This is a genomic window from Chryseobacterium sp. FR048 (assembly GCF_056844665.1).
Genome location: NZ_JBXDSE010000001.1, coordinates 204,503 through 224,515, shown reverse-complemented (window position 1 = coordinate 224,515; position 20,013 = coordinate 204,503). Strand labels below are relative to the sequence as shown.

The 20,013-nt window shown below is 38.2% G+C and carries 17 protein-coding genes; 5 read left to right on the top strand and 12 right to left on the bottom strand.

What is annotated here, in order from left to right:
- Positions 1 to 65 precede the first annotated feature (65 nt).
- Positions 66 to 1,082, top strand: coding sequence for a YihY/virulence factor BrkB family protein (locus tag AC106K_RS00990; protein ID WP_482442934.1), 1,017 nt, complete (start codon positions 66 to 68; stop codon positions 1,080 to 1,082).
- Here the strand turns inward: AC106K_RS00990 and nhaA are convergent.
- From nhaA to AC106K_RS00975, 3 genes are all read right to left on the bottom strand, one after another.
- Positions 1,079 to 2,257, bottom strand: coding sequence for a Na+/H+ antiporter NhaA (gene nhaA, locus AC106K_RS00985; RefSeq protein ID WP_482442932.1), 1,179 nt, complete (start codon positions 2,255 to 2,257; stop codon positions 1,079 to 1,081). The genes AC106K_RS00990 and nhaA overlap by 4 nt on opposite strands.
- A 2-nt stretch (positions 2,258 to 2,259) precedes the next feature.
- Positions 2,260 to 4,470 carry a RelA/SpoT family protein gene (locus AC106K_RS00980; protein ID WP_047094942.1) on the bottom strand — a complete coding sequence of 737 codons (2,211 nt, stop codon included), beginning with the start codon at positions 4,468 to 4,470 and terminating at the stop codon, positions 2,260 to 2,262.
- 108 nt (positions 4,471 to 4,578) lie between these two features.
- The gene (locus tag AC106K_RS00975) at positions 4,579 to 4,944 is read right to left on the bottom strand and encodes a hypothetical protein (protein WP_482442931.1); all 366 of its coding nucleotides are present in this window, start codon (positions 4,942 to 4,944) and stop codon (positions 4,579 to 4,581) included.
- A gap of 607 nt (positions 4,945 to 5,551) precedes the next feature.
- Between AC106K_RS00975 and AC106K_RS00970 the strand changes: the two genes are divergently transcribed.
- Positions 5,552 to 5,836 (top strand): hypothetical protein, encoded by a 285-nt coding sequence (locus AC106K_RS00970; protein ID WP_482442929.1) that lies wholly within the window; start codon positions 5,552 to 5,554, stop codon positions 5,834 to 5,836.
- 32 nt (positions 5,837 to 5,868) lie between these two features.
- The gene (locus AC106K_RS00965; protein ID WP_482442928.1) at positions 5,869 to 6,507 is read left to right on the top strand and encodes a hypothetical protein; all 639 of its coding nucleotides are present in this window, start codon (positions 5,869 to 5,871) and stop codon (positions 6,505 to 6,507) included.
- A 153-nt stretch (positions 6,508 to 6,660) separates the two neighbouring features.
- On the opposite strand, the gene acs is transcribed toward AC106K_RS00965, so the two are convergent.
- From acs to AC106K_RS00920, 9 genes are all read right to left on the bottom strand, one after another.
- A complete protein-coding gene (gene acs / locus AC106K_RS00960) occupies positions 6,661 to 8,601 on the bottom strand; it encodes an acetate--CoA ligase (protein ID WP_482443536.1) in 1,941 nt (646 codons plus the stop codon).
- 158 nt (positions 8,602 to 8,759) lie between these two features.
- Complete coding sequence (locus AC106K_RS00955; RefSeq protein WP_482442927.1) at positions 8,760 to 10,646, bottom strand: AMP-binding protein; 1,887 nt, start codon at positions 10,644 to 10,646, stop codon at positions 8,760 to 8,762.
- Between the two features lie 93 nt (positions 10,647 to 10,739).
- On the bottom strand, positions 10,740 to 11,099 hold the full coding sequence (locus AC106K_RS00950) for a response regulator (RefSeq protein WP_047094938.1): 360 nt from the start codon (positions 11,097 to 11,099) through the stop codon (positions 10,740 to 10,742).
- 9 nt (positions 11,100 to 11,108) lie between these two features.
- Complete coding sequence (locus AC106K_RS00945; protein ID WP_482442925.1) at positions 11,109 to 13,811, bottom strand: ATP-binding protein; 2,703 nt, start codon at positions 13,809 to 13,811, stop codon at positions 11,109 to 11,111.
- Complete coding sequence (locus tag AC106K_RS00940) at positions 13,804 to 13,998, bottom strand: hypothetical protein (protein WP_047094936.1); 195 nt, start codon at positions 13,996 to 13,998, stop codon at positions 13,804 to 13,806. The genes AC106K_RS00945 and AC106K_RS00940 overlap by 8 nt, the downstream gene beginning before the upstream one ends.
- A gap of 61 nt (positions 13,999 to 14,059) precedes the next feature.
- Complete coding sequence (locus tag AC106K_RS00935) at positions 14,060 to 14,287, bottom strand: DUF6814 family protein (RefSeq protein ID WP_482442924.1); 228 nt, start codon at positions 14,285 to 14,287, stop codon at positions 14,060 to 14,062.
- A gap of 43 nt (positions 14,288 to 14,330) precedes the next feature.
- Positions 14,331 to 15,911 carry an MFS transporter gene (locus AC106K_RS00930; protein WP_482442923.1) on the bottom strand — a complete coding sequence of 527 codons (1,581 nt, stop codon included), beginning with the start codon at positions 15,909 to 15,911 and terminating at the stop codon, positions 14,331 to 14,333.
- Between the two features lie 63 nt (positions 15,912 to 15,974).
- Entirely contained in the window at positions 15,975 to 17,354 is a 1,380-nt protein-coding gene (locus AC106K_RS00925) for a porin (RefSeq protein WP_482442921.1), read from the bottom strand.
- Between the two features lie 181 nt (positions 17,355 to 17,535).
- Positions 17,536 to 17,952: an IS1/IS1595 family N-terminal zinc-binding domain-containing protein gene (locus AC106K_RS00920; RefSeq protein WP_482442919.1), complete on the bottom strand. Its 417-nt coding sequence runs from the start codon at positions 17,950 to 17,952 to the stop codon at positions 17,536 to 17,538.
- 160 nt (positions 17,953 to 18,112) lie between these two features.
- On the opposite strand from AC106K_RS00920, the gene AC106K_RS00915 reads away from it, so the two are divergent.
- Both AC106K_RS00915 and AC106K_RS00910 read left to right on the top strand, forming a co-directional pair.
- Positions 18,113 to 18,799 (top strand): GNAT family N-acetyltransferase, encoded by a 687-nt coding sequence (locus AC106K_RS00915; RefSeq protein ID WP_482442917.1) that lies wholly within the window; start codon positions 18,113 to 18,115, stop codon positions 18,797 to 18,799.
- Complete coding sequence (locus tag AC106K_RS00910) at positions 18,771 to 19,967, top strand: argininosuccinate synthase (RefSeq protein WP_482442916.1); 1,197 nt, start codon at positions 18,771 to 18,773, stop codon at positions 19,965 to 19,967. Before AC106K_RS00915 ends, AC106K_RS00910 begins: the two co-directional genes overlap by 29 nt.
- Positions 19,968 to 20,013 lie beyond the last annotated feature (46 nt).

The following is a 20,013-nucleotide window of genomic DNA, read 5'->3' as shown; positions in this document are numbered from 1 at the left end:
TTGCTTTATTTAATCGCTCCTCATTTAATTTAATTCTCCTACCTTTGTAAAAGACAAGCAAATAGATGAGTGTGAAGGTTCCTAATTTTATTTTGAAGATTCAAGAGTTTTTTGATAGCATCCATATTCCTGTTTTGGGAATATCACTTTGGCAGATGTTTCAGATTTATATCTCAGGAATTTTTAAAGATAAGATCGGCAGAAAGGCAGCTGCCATTTCCTGGAGCTTTACCATGAGCTTATTTCCTTTCATTTTATTCTTGCTTTCCGTACTCCCTCATATGCCTCTTTATGATAAATTACAATTTTATATTTTCGATGTATTGATGCATAATGTATTTCCCTCCAATAGTATGGAGAATGATGTGAGAGGGTATATACAGAACAATATTATTCCCAATATGAAGGGGATCAGTAACCTTACCATTGTACTGGCACTCATTTTTGCGACCAATGGAACCTTTTCTCTGATCAATGGGTTTAATGAAAATTCTGAGGAGAAACTCAGTGATGTCAAAGAATTTATCCTTTCTTTTTTCATTACGATAGGCTTTGTTACTATTGTATTTTTGGCCCTTTTCGGAGTCTATTATGTAGAGGTTAAAATGAAGCTGTTTACCCCGGCCTATGATATAACATGGCTGGTAGACAACCTTTCCAAGATCATCGGTTTTGTTTCATTTCCGTTGTTCTATTTTATCCTTCTCACTCTGTTTTATTGGTTGGGAACAGTGAAGATCACCAGATTCAGACAAGCCATTCCTGGGGCGGTTCTTACTACGGTATTATTTGTGACCACGACTTATATTTTTGCCATTTATGTAAAAGATATTGCGAGATACAACGTTCTGTACGGTTCCATTGGAAGTATGATTCTGCTGATGGTTTGGGTGAATGTAAATGTATACCTTCTTCTGTTCGGCAATGAATTGAATATGGCCATCAGAAAACTCAGAATAGAGAAATTGCTTTCAGACGAGATCCAGAAGGAAACCGTTCAGTATCATACATCTGTTACAGAACCTGATTTTGATGGTGATGAGGAACATCGGAGAAAACTGGAGAACCAGAAAAAGAATTAATCTTCTTCCGGTTCCATATTTCCTTTTGAGCTCATGCTTAAAATAGTAAATCCTAAGATAGCTGCTATAAATGAGGCAATCAGAATGGCAAATTTAGCTTCATCCTGAATGTGAATTTCATTTTTGAAGGATAACAAAGCGATAAAAATAGACATGGTAAATCCGATTCCTGCCAGCAGTCCTACACCTATCATCTGAAGCCAGTTGCTGTTTTGAGGTAAAGCGCTAAGTTTTAATTTAATAGCCAGTAAAGAAAACAGATTGATTCCGATCAGTTTTCCTAATATCAATCCGCAGATAATTCCTAATCCCAATGTACTGGTAACTCCTGCAACCATATCACCTGAAAACGTAATATTGGTATTGGTCAATGCAAATATCGGCATGATCAGGAAGCTTACCGGAATGTGAAGCTGGTGCTCCAGTTTTTCCAAAGGAGAAATTTCTACATTCGAAGCATTGGTAGGAATAGAGAATGCAAGCAAAACGCCTGCAATCGTTGCGTGAATCCCGGAATGATGAAGGAAGTACCATAAAAAGAGCCCCGGAATAATATAGAATATCGTTTTGGTTACTTTTAAAAAATTCAAAATAAACAGAAGGGCAGTCATTCCAAAAGATAGCAGCAGATAGCTCCAGTGGATCTGTTCCGTATAGAAGATTGCAATAACAAGAATAGCTCCCAGATCGTCTACAATAGCCAATGCAGCTAAGAATATCTTGATTGAATTAGGGATTTTCTTTCCCAGCATGGAAATAATAGCCAATGAAAAGGCAATATCCGTTGCCATAGGAATTCCCCAGCCGTTGCTGTACTCAGTTCCCGAGTTGAAAATACTGTAGATAACGGCAGGAACAAGCATTCCGCCCACTGCAGCAAAAATAGGTAATGAAGCATTCTTAAAAGAAGAGAGTTCGCCTTCTACAAGCTCTCTTTTGATTTCAAGACCTACCAATAGAAAAAATACTGCCATCAGCCCGTCATTGATCCAGATGCTTACCGGGTACTCCAGTCCAAAGAGGTGAGTTCCCACTACCTTATCCAGAAAATTCTGGAATGTCTCTGCTGCCGATGAATTGGCAATTAGTAATGAAATAAGCACACAGAAAATAAGGATAATTCCTGAGGCCTGACTGTTGTTGAAAAATTTTTTAAAATAAAGGGTTAAATTCATACTTAGGATTGTAATCGTCTCACTCTTGAAACGCCATTGATACTTTTAAGTTTTTTAAAGGTCTCTTCCAGCTGACCTTTGTTTTTTACTTCCAAGTTGATGTTTCCGGTGAAAACGCCGTTGTTGGATTCAATAGACATGCTTTTCATGTCCATTCCCATGCTTCCACTGATGACAGTGGTAATATCGTTGATCATTCCCATTCTGTCGAGTCCTTCAATCTCAATTTTCACCCTGTTCTTGAAGCTCTCGGCATTGACCCATTTGGCAGGAATAACCCGATAATCATATTGTGCTCTCAGGTTAATAGCGTTCGGACAGTTGTCACTGTGGACTTTGATTCCGTCCGATATAGTAATAAATCCGAAGATCTTATCTCCAGGAATTACGGTACAGCATTTTGCGTAGGTGTAGTTCAGTTTCTCCTCGTCTTTTCCGAAAACGATCATGTCAAGATTCTGTTCCTTCGGTTCTTCATAGTGCTGATTCTTGGACGGGGATTTTCTGAATCTCGAAAGTAAATTGTTGAATACGTTTTTACTTTCAATATATTTTCTCAGGCTGCTGGCATCCAGTTCATTCGTCTGGAATTTAAGGAACAGCTCCTGAGATGATTTTAAATTAAAGAATTTCTGTAGCTTGTTTACCTCTTCGTCATTGAAATTGATTTTCGCATGGCGAAGTTTTCTTTGCAGTGTTTCTTTACCTTCTTCTACAAGCTGGTTTTTCTGAGAATTCAGGTAACTTTTGATCTTGGACTTAGCCTTCGAAGTGACCACGAATTCCAGCCAGTCAGATTTAGGTTTCTGGTTCTGTGAAGAAAGAATATCAACCTGATCCCCATTTTGAAGGATATAGGAGATAGGAACCAGTTTTCCGTTGATCTTGGCACCCAGACATTTCATTCCCAGGTCAGAGTGAACGGAAAAAGCAAAATCCAGTGCAGTAGCGTTCGTTGGAAGAATTTTAATTTCTCCTTTCGGCGTAAATACAAATACCTCTTTTGAGTAAAGATTAAGCTTGATATTATCCAAAAGCTCAGAAGTGGAAAGGTTTTGCTGCTGCTCAAGAACTTCCCGGATCTCCGTAACCCATTTTTCAAAATTACGGTCGTCAGAGCTTTGCTTGTAGCCTTCTTTGTATTTGTAATGGGCAGCAACCCCTTTTTCAGCGATTTCATCCATTCTTTCCGAACGGATCTGTACCTCGATCCATTTTCTGTCAGGCCCCAGAACCGTTAAGTGTAAACTTTCATATCCTGTAGAACGGGGCTGGGTGATCCAGTCACGCATTCTGGACGGGTTACTGTGGTATACATCGGTAACTATGGAGTAGATCTTCCAGGCAAGAAATTTTTCATTTTTAGCATCAGATTTATAAATGATCCTGATTGCATAGTTGTCGAAAACCTCTTCAAAGGAAACCCCTTGCTTCAGCATTTTTCTGTAGATAGAAGAAATGGCTTTTGCCCGGCCTTTGATCTTAAAATTCAGACCTTCCTCACGAAGCCTTTCAGAAACCTCTTTTTTGAATTCCTCAATATATCTTTCACGGCTTTCTTTGGCCAGCTCCAATTTTTCTGTAATCTCATTATAGACTTCAGGACTGTTGTACTTCAAAGAAAGATCTTCCAGCTCAGATTTGATGTTGTAAAGCCCAAGACGGTGAGCCATAGGAGCGTAGATGTAGACCGTTTCCGAAGCAATTTTTTTCTGCTTGTCCGGAGCCATGCTTTCCAGAGTACGCATATTATGAAGGCGGTCTGCGATCTTGATCAGAATCACTCTGAAGTCTTCAGAAAGAGTCAGTAAGAGCTTTCTGTAGTTTTCAGACTGTACAGAAATGTTCTGGTGGTTCATGATGGAGATCTTGGTGAGCCCATTGACGATATTGGCGATCTTTTCTCCAAAGATTTTTTTCAGATCTTCATAGGTGTAATCAGAATCTTCAATGACATCATGAAGCAATGCACAGGCAATAGACGTAGCACCCAGCCCAATCTCTGTCGCCACAATTTTGGCCACGGCGATAGGGTGGTAGATGTAAGGTTCCCCAGACTTTCTCCTTTGATCTTTATGAGCATCCAATGCAATATCGAATGCCTTTCGGATGAGCTTATTGTTTTCCTCATCCAACGTTCTGTAGGTGTTAGAAATCAGATCCTTATATCTGGCAAGGATCTCTTTGTTCTCTTGTTCTAAATCGTAACTCATTTGTGCAGATGCCTATAATAAAACGAAAATACGAAAATTTTTAGTTTTTTCAAATAGAAAAGATCCGCAGAGGTGTCTACGGATCTTTAGTTATTAGGTTTATGCCGATTAGAATTTCACTTCTGAATTCATACCGTCACTTGATGTTTTGATTTTAATATCGGGGCTGTTGTGAATTTCGGCCCTGTTTCTTGCATCAATGTATTTTTTTATCGTGTCATAATTTGTTTCACTAACGTTCATGTTTTCAAATAAGTACGACTTTAGTGCCGCATTCTGAATGAAAATATTCCGGGCGAGATCAATCTGGCTATTATCTTTTACGGTAACACTTGCCAGATATTGGGAATTATTAGAATCACTAGTAAGGTACACAATGTAATCTTCATTTTTAAAACCTGAATTTTCCAGATCACTTTCTAGTTTTTTGTAGTCGCTGTGATGCTCAAATAGTCCAGCTAGTATATTTGACATAATTAATAGGTTTAAAAGTTATGATTAAAGTTAGTGATTATTTTCCTATTTTAATTGCGGTTAAATCAATAAAATTTGTTAATTAACATTTCATTTACAGTATAAAATGATTTGTATTGCTAAATTTTATTGAACGGTTGTTTAATTTTGATTATTTTGTAAAAATTTTTTAATAAAATTTTAATATTTTTAAGCTATTGATTTTTAGCGGGTTGTTTAAGACATTTGAGCTTAACTCTAATTTTGACCTCTATTTTTCTATTTTAAGAGGTTGAGTAAATCATATTGAAATAAGACAAAGGGCTATTTCATATAGAGATGTTTTTTTATTTCATGGACGAAGTAGAAAAATTAATTGTTAAGTATCTTACTGAAGGTTTGAGTCAGTATAAAATATCTGAAAGATTAAAAAAAATGATATTAAGCCAAGCAGTTTGAGTTCAGTTGAAAAAGCGATTACAACAAATTAAAGAATTTTATTCAGCCAAAACATTATTTCATCTTACATGTATTCTATATAATAAAACAATATTAGTAAGTACGGATTCCCATAGTTGTGATTAAAAAATAATTACTATACTTGTTTTGTAGTATTGCAGTTTAATACATGAAACTAAATATTAACTTAAAAAAAACAATTATGAAAAAAATTATGACCTTTATAGCTTTTGCAGCTGTTATAGTTGTTGAAGCTAGAGTATGTACGTCTAGCTGTTATGTATCCGCTGGTGGTTATGGTGTAGGTATGGGATGGAATGTCCCCAATGGAACAGCATGTAGTGGAACTCCTCCTCGCGGAGCAATTGTTCATTATGCATATGCTACATCAGATTATGTATTTGAGCAAGGAGTTATTAATGGTTGGGAGCAAGGAATGTCGGTAGGGTGTTAGAAAAAAAAATTGAATACCAAAAAAAAATGAATATGAAAAAAATAATTTTAAGTATTGCAGTTGTAACTACTATACTTACCAGTTGTAAAGATGATAATCCGGTCTCTGAGCAAAGCCAAGATAAAAATGCTAAATCATCTATTATAACAAAAAGATCAGCAGACATTCCTTCAGGAAAAGAATATACACAACAACTACCATACCTCGACGCTCATACAGATTTTATGGCTTTCAATGTTGAAAATGACCTTGGTAATAAAATGAATGATCCTAAGATTGACTGGAAAGAAATTAATGCTTTATACCATCCGGATTTGAGTACCGCATCAAAGCAACATGTTATCTATATATTATTCGCTAAAAAAGACCTTCTTGGAATACAAAACAATAACCCAACGCAGGAACAAGCTAATCTAATTGCCAACTATACTAAAGAGTTAGTAAAGACAAAATATATTGGCTACTGTCTTTTATACAATGCACTGGAAACCTTGAAAAAAGATCCGAAAAACGCGCTGTTAGTAAAAGATTTAGCGAAACAGATAGCTAGTTACTCGGCAAAAGAAACTTTTCACTCAGATTTTATAAATAAGCCGGAAGGGAGAGATCGCTGGTTGGCGAAAGTTAAAGAAGATTACTCCTATTTAAATAAAATTAAAGAGGAATTCTAAAAAAGTAATGTAAAAAGCACTCAATTGAGTGCTTTTTTTAGATTATTTAAATGGTCTTTAAAATTGAATTATTTTTCAGTGATAAATCGGCGGTCATAGCACTTGTTTTTTTACTTTTGGTTTCGCCAATTGTGTTTATGTATTATCTGAAATTTAAATTCTTTCGTTTTTTATTTCCTCTACAATCTCAGGATTTAAAAGAGTAGAAATATCCCCGAAATTACTGAAGTCTCCTTCCGCAATTTTTCTCAATATTCTACGCATGATTTTCCCGGAACGTGTTTTAGGGAGCCCTGAAACAAACTGTATTTTATCCAGCTTGGCAATAGGTCCGATCTGATCGGAGATCAACTGGTTGATTTCTTTCTTCAGATTTTCTTTATCACGGCTTTCTCCCGTTTCTTTAAGAGTTACATAGCCATACAGTGCATTTCCTTTGATGTCATGCGGATACCCTACAATCGCAGATTCTGCTACAGCAGGATGCTGGTTGATGCTGTCTTCAATAGGTGCTGTACCCAGATTGTGTCCGGAAACAATGATGACATCATCTACACGACCTGTGATTCTGTAGTAACCCACCTCATCTCTCAAGGCTCCGTCACCTGTGAAATACTTTCCTGGGAAAGCGGTAAAGTAGGTTTCCTTATATCTTTGATGATCGCCCCAGATGGTTCTTGCAATACCCGGCCACGGAAAACGGATACACAGATTTCCTGTTACCTGATTTCCTGTGATCTCATTACGTTTGTCATCCATCAGAACAGGCTGAATGCCCGGCAGCGGAAGAGTCGCATAGGTTGGTTTGGTAGGAGTAACGAATGGAAGAGGAGAGATCATGATTCCACCTGTTTCAGTCTGCCACCATGTATCTACAATAGGGCATTTTTTCTTTCCTACATGGTCATTGAACCAGTGCCATGCTTCGTCATTAATAGGTTCACCTACAGATCCTATTACCTTTAATGTACTCAGGTCATGCTTATCTACCCATTCTGTACTTTCTTTAGCCAATGAACGGATTGCTGTAGGAGCGGTGTAGAACTGAGTGATCTTATGTTTTTCAATAACTTCCCAGAAGCGGTCCGGCTCCGGATAAGTAGGGACTCCTTCAAAAATAACAGTCGTAGCCCCATTCAATAACGGTCCGTAAAGAATATAAGAGTGTCCGGTGATCCATCCAATATCGGCAGTACACCAGTAAATATCATTTTCTTTATAGTTGAATACATTTTTGAAAGTATAAGCGGTATAGACCATATATCCGGCACAGGTGTGCAGCATCCCTTTCGGTTTTCCTGTAGATCCTGACGTATAAAGAATAAAGAGCGGATCTTCGGAATCCATAATCATGGTCACGAAATCGGGAGAGGCTTTTTCATAAAGATCTGCCATCCAGAAATCTCTTCCTTCCTGCATCTTGATTTCGTTGTGGGTTCTCTTTACGACCAATACTTTTTCAATGGTTGTTGTTTTTTCCAGAGCTTCGTCCACGATACTTTTCAGATCCAGAACCTTGCTGCCTCTATAACTTCCGTCTGAAGTAATAATCATTTTCGCTTCACAGTCATTGGCTCTTGAAGCTACTGCAGATGCTGAGAACCCTGCAAAAATTACGGAATGAACGGCTCCCAGTTTAGCACATGCCAGCATAGTAACGGCCAGTTCGGGGATCATCGGAAGATAAATACAGACTCTGTCTCCTTTTTCAATACCCAGGTCACGCAGAACATTGGCTGTTTTGTTAACACGGGTATATAATTCGTTGTAGGAGATGTGTTGAGCTTCCTCTTTCGGATCGTTCGGTTCCCAGATAATAGCTGTTTTGTCTCCTCTTGTAGCAAGATGCCTGTCCAGGCAGTTTTTGGTAATATTAAGTTTGGCATTTTTGAACCATTCAATTTTAGCTTCATTCATATCGTACTTAACAACTTTGCTCCATCTCTGATACCAAACAAAGTTTTGATCGGCTACCTTGTCCCAGAATTTCTTCGGGTTCTTGATAGACTTTTTATAATCTTCAAAATATTGTGGTAAATCTTCTATTAAGTAATTTCTCATATCCCTTTCGTTTTTGAATTTTGATTGATAAATATTGTGTATTGTTTATTTGTTTTTTTTATCTCATAGATTTCACGGATTTTGTGAATTTCAGTTACCAAAAACTGGCATGATTGGGCTGATCTGTGAGGCTGTATCTGCAATTGTTTTTGCGATGTATTAAATACTTAAATATATGTTTAATTTCTGGCTTAAGCCCTATATTCCTTGATTTTCTCCTGAATTTCTTCAATAATTTTCTCGTCATCAATGGTGGATGGAATCTGAAAATCTTTTCCATCCAGTAGTGTTCTTATAAGCTTTCTCAGCGTCTTTCCGGATCGTGTTTTGGGTAAACGTTTGACTACCATTGCGTTTTTTAAAAAAGCGACGGCTCCGATCTTTTCGCGAACCATTTGAATAATATCTTTTTCAACCTGTTCTTCTGAGATTGATGTTCCGTTCTTCAATACTATGGAGGCAAAAGGGATCTGTCCTTTCAGTTCATCATCAATTCCGACAACAGCACATTCTGCAACATCGGGGTGTGATGACACAATTTCTTCCATTTCAGAAGTGGAAAGTCTGTGTCCGGCTACATTGATAACGTCATCTACCCGTCCGGTAATGAAAATATAGCCGTCTTCGTCCTGTATGGCTCCGTCTCCTGAGAAATAATATCCGTTGTATTGAGAAAGATAGCTGCTTTGAAAACGCTCATAGTCATTCCATATTCCCAGCATGGCACCTGGAGGAAGCGGAAGTTTTATAATTAAATAGCCTTCCTGATGGGCATCCAATTCATAGCCATTTTCATCAAAAATTTTAATGTCGTAACCTGGAATGGGTTTTCCGGCAGAAGCTCTTTTGATCTTATAATGTTCATCAAAAGTCATCAGACCCAGCATTGGCCATCCGGATTCCGTCTGCCACCAATGGTCAATAGCCGGAACGCCGATATGCTCTGCAAACCAATCCAATGTGGCAACATCACATCGTTCTCCGGCAAGGAATTGTTTTCTGAAATGTGACAGATCATGTTTTCTGACCAATTCTCCATTGGGATCTTCTTTTTTTATCGCTCTGATCGCTGTAGGGGCAGTGAACATGACCGATACTTTATATTCTGAAATAATTCTCCAGAAAGTGCCGGCATCAGGAGTCATAATAGGTTTTCCTTCAAAAATGATAGTGGTATTCCTGTTGATTAAAGGTCCATAGACGGAAAAGCTGTGTCCTACGGCCCACCCGAAATCAGAAGCAGCCCAATACGTTTCTCCGGGTTCTACTCCGTATACATATTTCATGGAAAATTTTAAAGCAGTGGCATAGCCTCCGGTATCCCGGACAATTCCTTTGGGTTTCCCTGTCGTTCCTGAAGTATAAAGTAAATAAAGCGGGTGAGTAGATTCTACAGAAACGCAGTCGGCAGGTGCTGATTTTTGAACCAGTTCTTCGTAGTCAATCAATCCGTCGAACATCTCGTGTTGGTTGTCTACCAGTTTTCTGTTGTAAACGATAATGTTGTCTACTTTATCCTGTGCCAGTTCGATGGCTTTCTCTACCAATGGGAGATAAGGGATTCTTTTGGCAATTTCTACTCCTGCGGTTGCTGTGATCAGAACCTTAGGTTTACAGTCGTCAATTCTTACCACCAGCTCATGTGGGGCAAACCCTCCGAAAACCACATTATGAATAACCCCGATTCTTGCACACGCAAGCATAGCAAAAAGAGTCTGCGGTATCATGGGCATGTAGATTACGGCTGTATCTCCTTTTTTTAATCCCAGAGAGGTAAGGCCACCTGCCAATTTTGAAATTTCTTCTTTGGCCTGATTGAATGTATAGGTTTTCTTCTGGTTAGTAACAGGAGAGTCATAAACAATAGCGATTTGTTCTCCAAAGCCATCTTCAATATGCCTGTCAATACACAGATAGCACATATTGAGCTGTCCGTCGGAAAACCATTGCGGGTAATCATTCTCATCTTTGGCAAGAATGTGTTCCGGAAATTTGAACCATTGTATTGCTTTTGCCTGTTCTTTCCAGAATTCTTCTTTATTGTCTATACTTTGTTTAAATAATGTATCGGTATCCATATTAGTTTTTGTGTTTCAGGTTTAACTGCTCTCCTTGTCAAGGTTTTAAGCCTTGACGAGGAGAATTTCGAGAGTAGTAGCTCCTCTAATCTCTTAAAACATTTCCTCAATCTGCTGCATCAGCTTTTTGATGGAGTAGGGTTTCGTTACGTAAGCATCAGCTCCCATTTCCAACCCTTTTTCAATATCCCTTGGGTTATTTTTCGCACTCAGAAAGATGACTTTGGTATCTTTAAGCTTTTCATCCTGTTTGATGATATCCAGAGTGCTGTACCCATCAAGGTTGGGCATCATAATATCCAGTAAAATGACGTCCGGAACCATGGTTTTTAAAAAATCAAGAACTTCTGTTCCGTCTCTTGCAATGTAAACATCATAACCGTTTTTCTTAAAACTGTATTCCAGTGACATTAATATCTTATGTTCATCATCTGCAATGATTATCTTTCTCATAAATAGGCTTTAGTGGTGTTCAACTTCATTTGTAATCTCTTTTGTCGTTTTTTCGGGAAGGGTTATTGTGAAAGTCACACCCAGTCCGCTATTTTCCGCTTTTATACTTCCTCCGTGAGCCTGGATGATTTTTTTTGAAATGGCCAGTCCGAGCCCGCTTCCGGTAGGTTTTAAAATATTTTGATTTTTAGATTGATAAAATTTGTCAAAGATCATCTCCAAATCTTCTTCAGGGATCAGTTTTCCTGTATTAAAGATTGAGATCATCAGCTGATTTTCCTTTTCGGAGAGCTTTGTTTGTATCGTTCCTTGTTCCTCTGTAAATTTCAACGCATTTCCCCAGATGTTTTGCAGCAGCTGAATCATTCTGGCTTCATCGTATTCAAATATAGACTGATTCAAAAGATTAACTTCACTTAAATGAATATTTTTCTGCTGGATCAGATGGAGGAGTGGGTTTAATGCTTTCTTGTAGGTTTCAATAATATTGTTTTGGCGGATGTGTAGTGAGATTTCACCGTGCTGAAGCTTGTCCAGATAAAGAATGTCATTGATGATTTCGCTTAGTCTGTCAGATTCTGTGATGATGTTATTTAAAAACTCCTGTTTGATCTCAAAGGGAATGTCGTCGTCATCTGCCAGAATTTCTCCTGCAGAGCGGATGGCGGTAATCGGGGTTCTGAGTTCGTGGGCTACAGAATCCAGGAAATCGTCTTTCTGGCGGTCTTTGACGATCAGATTTTCATTGGCGGTTCTCAGGTCATCAGATAATTTTTGTAGTTCTTCAGATTGCTCTGTGAGTTTTTTATTGAGGCTGATGTTTTCTTTAGATTCTTCAAGGATGTTGAGTACTTCTTTTAAGGATATTTTATCCTCTTTGGTGACTCCTTCGATCAGGATTTTTGCAGAGGCAGTTCCTATTCTTCCGGCCAGAAGGTTTTCGGAAAATTTAATGAACCTTGAATCGGCAGTTTCTGTTTTGGAGTCGATATTATATTTTAAATTGAAAATTCTGAGGGCCTGCTCAGTTTTATTCTTCCCTAAAAATCTTTCAAGAATATTCTGAATATCGGAAATGTACGCGGTGCCACGCCAGATAAAAGCATTTTCATGATTTTGAATGTATTTGTCAATATCCACGTAGAGCTCAGCAAAATTTCTTTCACGGTAGTTTCCTTTGATGCTTACTGAAATAATGGTAAATAAACCGGTGTTTACCAAAAGAGACCAGAAAAAGATCTGCGGAATTCTTCCCAAATAAGGTATAGTGAAAAATCCGAAAGCATCATACATTTCTCTCAATACTCCTTTGAATTCCTGGTTATAGGAAAAATAATATTGTGGAATGATCAGTCCGAAATAACAGATGGCGAGTCCGGCAGCTAATCCTGCAACAGCGCCTTTATAGCTTCCTCTTCTCCAGAATAAAGCTCCGAAAAATGCAGGAGCAAGCTGGGCAATCACCACAAAAGAAATCAAACCTACAGAATCCAGTGATGTTTTCAGGATAAAGTACTTATAAAAAGCAAAAGCCATGATGATCAATGCGAAAATGCTGAATTTTCTGATGTTCGTGATGCTTCTGGTGTTTTGTTCTTCATTTTCAGACTTAAGCTTTCCCAACAGACCGTAAGGAATGATGAGGTTATTCGAAAGCATGATCGATAAAGTGATGGCGGAGATGATGATCATGGAAATGCATGAGCTCAATCCGCCAAGAAATACCAGAACCGTAATCAGCGTATTGTCAAAATGCTGCGGAATTAAAATAGAATAAAATTCAGGATTGACTTTCTGCCCGTCAAAAATTAATCTTCCACCCCATGCAATCGGGAAAATAAATACCGTGAATATCAAAAGGTAAAGCGGAAAAAACCAGACTGCTGTTCTGATGTGCTTTTCCTGTCGGTTTTCAACAATAGCGGTGTGGAATTGTCTTGGCAATATACAGATTGCCGTAGCAGAGATCATGCATAAAACCATCCAGTTCATCGCACCTTCAATCCCGTTGAACGTGTTTTTTGCTTTGAAATCATCAAACCTGCTTGCTTTCTGGTAAATGTCCGAAAATCCGTCAAATACATAATAAATGACAAAAAATCCAAGAATAATAATGAAGAAAAGTTTTAAAAAGCTTTCCAGGGCAATCGCAGAAATAATTCCCAGACGTTTTTCTGAAGCATCTACATATTTGGTGCCGTAATAAGAAGAAAACAGGGCAATTAAAACCACTACAAATGTGGCATTGTCTGTCAGTATATCTTTTGACATTGGAGTTTCCGTCACCAAATGAAATGTTTCAGAAATAGCTTTAATCTGAAGTCCGATATAAGGAACAATGGCCAGAAGACATACAATGGTAATGATAGCACTGAAGCTTCTGCTGTTTCCGTATCTCAAAGAAATAAAATCGGCAAGGCTGCTTATTTTATTGACTCTGGAAATCCTTACAATCCGGGTGTTGATGTAGATCCATGCCGGAATAATCATGACAGGGCCAATGTAGATGGGTAAATAATTTAATCCGCTTGTTGCAGCTACCCCAATACTTCCGTAGTACGTCCATGCTGTACAATACACGGCGAGAGACAATGCATAAATATAAGGATTGTTGATCCAGCGCTTACCTTTCTTCTTCTCTGCCAGGTGGGCAACTAAGAATAAAAGAGCAAGATAAAACAAGACTACAAAAAATAAAGCGAGACTATTCATTATACTTTTTTACAATGACTAATGAAATCACAATGGAAATCATCCAGACGGCGAACAGATAAACCAGGATCATAGGGTAGCCAAGAACTTCTTTCTCACTGTTGAACAGAAGAGAAATAGGAATACTGAAAGCAATCATCAGCCCGATACTCAGAATAACCAGTTTTTGTTCGTGTCTCTTTTTCATACATAATACTTGATAAAAGATCATTGATGAATGTGAAATCCATCAATGATCGATATTGTTTTTAAATTTTGTCATCCGAATATTCTCCGGTTAAAGCATAATATCCAAAAACAGCCATTCCGCCTGAGATAATCGGCATCAGCACAAAAAGGATGATGATACCGAAAACCAGATCTTCCTGTTTTCCGGAAGTGATCTTGGGGATTCCCATGACAGTAGTTCCGAAATATCCTACGACCACAGCAACTGCGATCCAGAGAATGCCTAATATTTTTTTTAGTCCGTTCATTTTAGTAGTTTTAAAATTAATAAAAATTTAAGTGATTCAGTGCTTAATCATGAAGATTATTGTTCTTATTTTTAAGATAAAACAATCCGATGATCAGACAGACTGCGGCTACTCCAATAGGATACCAAAGTCCTTCAAGATACCATGTAGCATGGCCGGCTTCTTTTCCTGTGGTCACCAGATAGGTAGCTACTGCCGGAAGAAGACCTCCGAATACCCCGTTTCCGATATGATAAGGCAGAGACATAGAAGTATAGCGGATCCTTACCGGGAACATTTCTACAAGGAATGCTGCAATAGGTCCGTATACCATAGTTACAAACAAGACCTGAACAAATACAAGGAAGATCAGATACCATTTTGTTTTATCACTTACTGTTACAGATTGTGATACTTTGGGTTCTTCAGCTTTTCCGTCTTTCATGACAGGGCCAGTAGGGGACCAGTGAACAATACTGTCTTTTTTGGTTAGAGTTCCGTCCGTGAAAAGAGTTTCTTTGTGGAAGGTAACAAGACTGTCTGTAACAATGTCGTTGTGGATCTTTGCTGTTCTTTTCTCTGTGATCCCGTTTGTTGCCACTGTTTTATTTTCCAGACCAACACTTTTGAACATGCTGTCATAAATAGGTCTGTAAGCTAAAATGGCAATTAACATTCCGGTCATCATCACAGCTTTTCGTCCGATTTTATCAGATAGCCAGCCGAAGAATACGAAGAAAGGAGTTCCTAAAAACAAAGCGATAGCCATTAAATAATCCACCTGCGTAGAGTCAATATTCATAACTTTCTGCATAAAGCTCATCGCATAGAATTGTCCGGTGTACCAGATTACCCCTTGTCCCATCGCTGCTCCGAATAAGGCAAGAAGAACAAATTTGAAATTGTATTTATTTCCGAAGCTTTCCTTTAACGGGTTTTTGGATGTTTTTCCCTCACTTTTGGCCTTTGCAAAAAGAGGCGACTCTTTCATATTCTTTCTGATAATGTAAGAAACGGCTACCATTAAAATAGAGATCCAGAAAGGAATTCTCCATCCCCAGGTATCAAATTCTTCAGCAGAAAGCGTTGTTTTAGTGATTAAAATAACAATCAGTGAAATGAAAAGTCCGGCTGTAGCTGTGGTCTGGATCCAGGATGTCCAGTATCCTCTTCGGTGAGGTTGTGCATATTCGGCAACATAAGTAGCGGCACCTCCATATTCCCCTCCAAGTGCTAATCCCTGTAGTAATCTTAAAATTAAAACCAGCACTGGGGCCATGAATCCGATCGTTTCATAGCTTGGGATACATCCGATCAGGAAAGTAGAGAACCCCATGATCAGTAACGTAACAAGGAACGTGTATTTTCTTCCGATAAGGTCTCCCAGTCTTCCGAAAAATAAAGCTCCAAAAGGTCTTACCACAAATCCGGCAGCAAAAGTAGCCAGCGTAGACAGGAATGCTGCAGTAGGATTATCGGCCGGGAAAAATTTGGTGGCCAGAACAACGGCTAAACTTCCGAAAATGTAGAAGTCATACCATTCTATCAAAGTACCGAGAGAAGAGGCGGTGATTACGCTCCATATGGTGCGGTTCTTTTGCCTGTCGGTCATATTTTCATAGCTTTCGTGATGATTTTCGCTCATATTGATTAGTTTTTGATGTTAGTGGAATAGGATGTTGGTTTGAAAATATTGGAAACCAGTATTCTATAAGTAGATTTGAAATTGTACAATAAATTCTCCTTTAGAAGAAGGGCTTTCCGTAGGACTTGTATAAACAGGCCTTGTTGAATACTGGGTGGTGATTTTTGCGTGATGCCCATCTATGAACCAGTTAGCTCCAATATCGAATTGATTGGATGACTTATCGAATGCTTCAAAGCTTTTGTGAGTGTAAGCTGCGAAGGGTTGTATTCTGATTTTAGGCTTTTCTGCCTGACTTGGTAATAGCAAACCGGCCTGTGCGTAGATAATATTACCTGTTCCGATGGTTGGTTGTAAATTTCCGGGACCTGCGATCGCTTTGTTACCGATAAAATTCGGATCGTTGGCTCCAATATTCATCGTGCCCAAATTTCTTACATAGTTAGGACCGAAATTGTAGTTATAATATCCGGCATAAGCTGAAACAGCCATTTTATTTTTTGCCTCTCCCAATGGAATATCAGCAAATGCGTCTACAGCAAGAAGGGTGATGTCGTGTTTTTCAATCGTTGAATTCACTGAAGTTCTTGTTCCGTCTGCCTGATGGTAGAAACCGGCGCCTACGTTGAAGACTTTTTTTGTTCCCAGATAAGAACCCACTTTGAAAGGAAGAGTGTTCGATTCCTCATCAAGGAACTGATACTCAAGATAACCTGCTTTTGAAAAACTTGGATTTCCATTGTTGTCTACAGCAACTGCTTTTGAAGCATCTGTTACATTCACTGGAGTTAAATCAGTTGCGAAAGGCTTATTTAAACTGAAACGATATTCCAGTTTTCCGTATTTTCCTTTGGCAAACATTCCGAGCTGTCTTGCAAACTGATCCGAATTGTCAATGAGAGGCCACGAAAATACCGGGGAATCTACGGTGAGGAAATTTAAAGTAGAAGCCATTGTCATTCGGGAAAGTCCCATATAATAATGAAGCCCTGCCCCTAAAGATAAACTGAATTTTCCGGCTTCTCCAGGTAAAATCACTGCATATTCGTTCCAGGCATCGTGAAAGAACAGCTGGGTTTTCTTTCCGTTTCCATAGCCGCCCGTTCCTGAGGTGCCTGTAGCTCCGCCATTGATGAATGTTTGATTATTGATTCCAAAGTGGAGAAGGATCATGTATCTTTTAGAAATCTGTGCATAAGTTAAAGCCCGCAACCTTCTGTTTCCTATGCTCCAGGAATTGTCTGTGGGTTCTCCTCCAACCATTGTTCCGGGATTCATAGAAGTGTTCCTTAGCCAAAGCTGGTCCCACAAAATAAATCGGATAAATTTATCTCCCTCAGGATTAAGATTTAATTTCAGTCCACTGCCGTAATCAGGAGAACCTTGTGAGTATAGAGAACTGCTGATTAAGGCTACTCCAATGAATGTAAGTAATTTCTTCATAAATTATCAATTTTTGGCGTTGTTTTTTGTGAAAGCCAAATTGTAATTAATAATTTGTTTATGAAAATTTAATATATATTAATGCTAATACTATAGTTATATTTTATAAATACTATAAAACAAAGAAATAAAGTCTATTATCTATCTGTCTGTCATCTCTTATCTTCTTATTTCTATTCATCTACTTCTTAAATCTTTCCCATTTGATCAGCATATATTTGTCTGCAAATTGAGTGATAATAATCCCTGAATTTTTAATATTTTCTTCCCTAGCGATATATTCTATCAATTCACTTTGTTTCAAAATTTTGTAAACAGGATGGAATTCAGAATGGGGAGGTCTTGTAATGTTGTATTTTTTGATCCAGGAGCTGATGGTGACATGAGATACCCCGATGATTCGCTCTATTTCACGGAAACTTAGTCCTTCAAGGTAGAGCTGAAGCGCTTTTGTTACATAGTAATCATCAATCTGTTTTCCCAGTTTTTTGACTGTGAAATAATAATTGCAGTCCTTGCAGTGGAAGCGTTGTTTGTTGTTGATAATCCCACTTTTAACGACTTTGTTACTGTTGCATTTAGGGCAGCTATTTTCCATAACTATAGTTTTTTAGCAAATATATAATAAATTAGCAAATATACATTTTCGAATAAAGATAATTTTACCTGTGTAAATTTTTAAAACAAAAAAAATATCTTTTTTATTTGGTTTTAAAAGAAATTATATTTTAAATTTGCCAAAAAATTTAGATAAATAAATGGAAATAGAAATTTCCTCATGCGAACATCTAATGTATGTGAGTGAAATACAGCAGGAAATGTATGATTCTGCACAGCGTAGAGGAACGGGGATCGCAAAACGTTCTATAGAATATTTGAGTAAGAAAATTTCAGAGGGCAATGCTGTGGTTGCTACTGAAAATGGTGAGTGGGTAGGTTTCTGTTATATAGAGACCTGGTCACATGGGAAGTTTGTAGCCAATTCGGGACTCATTGTGTCTCCGAAATTCAGGAACGGGGGAGTCGCCACTCAGATCAAGCATAAAGTTTTCCAGTTATCTAGAGAAAAATATCCGGAAGCAAAGGTTTTTGGATTGACAACAGGTCTTGCGGTAATGAAAATCAATAGCGATTTAGGGTATAAGCCGGTGATCTATTCTGAACTTACGCAGGATGAAGAGTTTTGGAATGGGTGTAAGAACTGTGTGAACTATGAGATCTTAATGAAAAAGGAACGTAAAAACTGTTTGTGTACAGCTATGTTATTTGTTCCGGAAGATATAAAAAAGAATGAGGTTGTAAACAATCAGCCTGAAAATCAGAATCATGAAATAAACCAGTCTGCTTCTGGAGATTCTATACAGGAGTCTATTGGTGAATTTCATGCAATTATTAATGAAAATAAAAAAAATCCAGATGAAAAAGAAAGTCATCTTAGCGTTTAGTGGAGGTCTGGATACTTCCTACTGTGCTAAATATCTTAGTGAGACACTGGGGTATGATGTGTATGCGGTCACTGTAAATACAGGCGGTTTTTCCAAAGAAGAAGAAAAAGAATTGGAAAGAAAAGCCTTGAATTTAGGAGTGAAAGAATACAGGTGCGTAGACGCTCAGGAAGATTACTACAATTCATGTGTGAAATATCTGATTTTCGGGAATGTACTGAAAAATAATACCTATCCTCTTTCTGTAAGTGCTGAACGTACGATTCAGGCTCAGGAAATTGCAAAATATGCAATCGAAGTCAATGCAGATGCTATCGCACACGGAAGTACAGGTGCCGGAAACGATCAGGTTCGTTTCGATTTGATCTTCCAGGTAATGTGCCCGAGTGTTGAGATCATTACGCCTATTCGTGATATGGCGCTGTCCCGTGAAGAAGAAATAGAATTTTTGAAAAGTCATGGGTATGAAATGGAATTTCATAAAGCACAATATTCAGTCAATAAAGGGTTGTGGGGAACTTCTGTAGGCGGTAAGGAGACATTAACGTCAAGAAATTATCTGCCTGAAGAAGCATTTCCATCACAGGTTCAGGAAACTCAGCCTTCAGAACTGGAAATCGGATTTAAAAACGGAGAGGTTGTTTCAGTTAACGGAGAGAATTTTGAACACTCAGTATATGCTATTCAGAAAATAGAAAAACTGGCTTCAGTGTATGGAATTGGGCGTGATATTCATGTAGGAGATACTATTGTAGGAATTAAAGGAAGAGTAGGGTTTGAAGCAGCGGCAGCTTCGGTGATCATTAAAGCACACCATTTATTGGAGAAGCATACCCTTTCAAAATACCAGCAAATGATGAAGTCTCAATTGTCCGACTGGTACGGAAACTGGCTTCATGAGGCATTATTTCTGGATCCTGTAATGAGAAATATAGAGTCTTTCCTGACAGATTCTCAAAAAACAGTGAGTGGGAAAGTATTTATAACACTTCATCCTTACCGATTTGTTTTGAACGGGATAGAATCTGATCATGACCTGATGTCTGATCAATTCGGAAGCTATGGAGAAGCTAACAGAGCATGGACCGGAGAAGATGTAAAAGGATATACGAAAATTGTAAGCAATTCTTTGAATATATACCACCAGATCAACCAAAATATCAACTAGTTCCGAAGGAACGATTTAACCCAAGACAGGACAACGTCCTATCTAT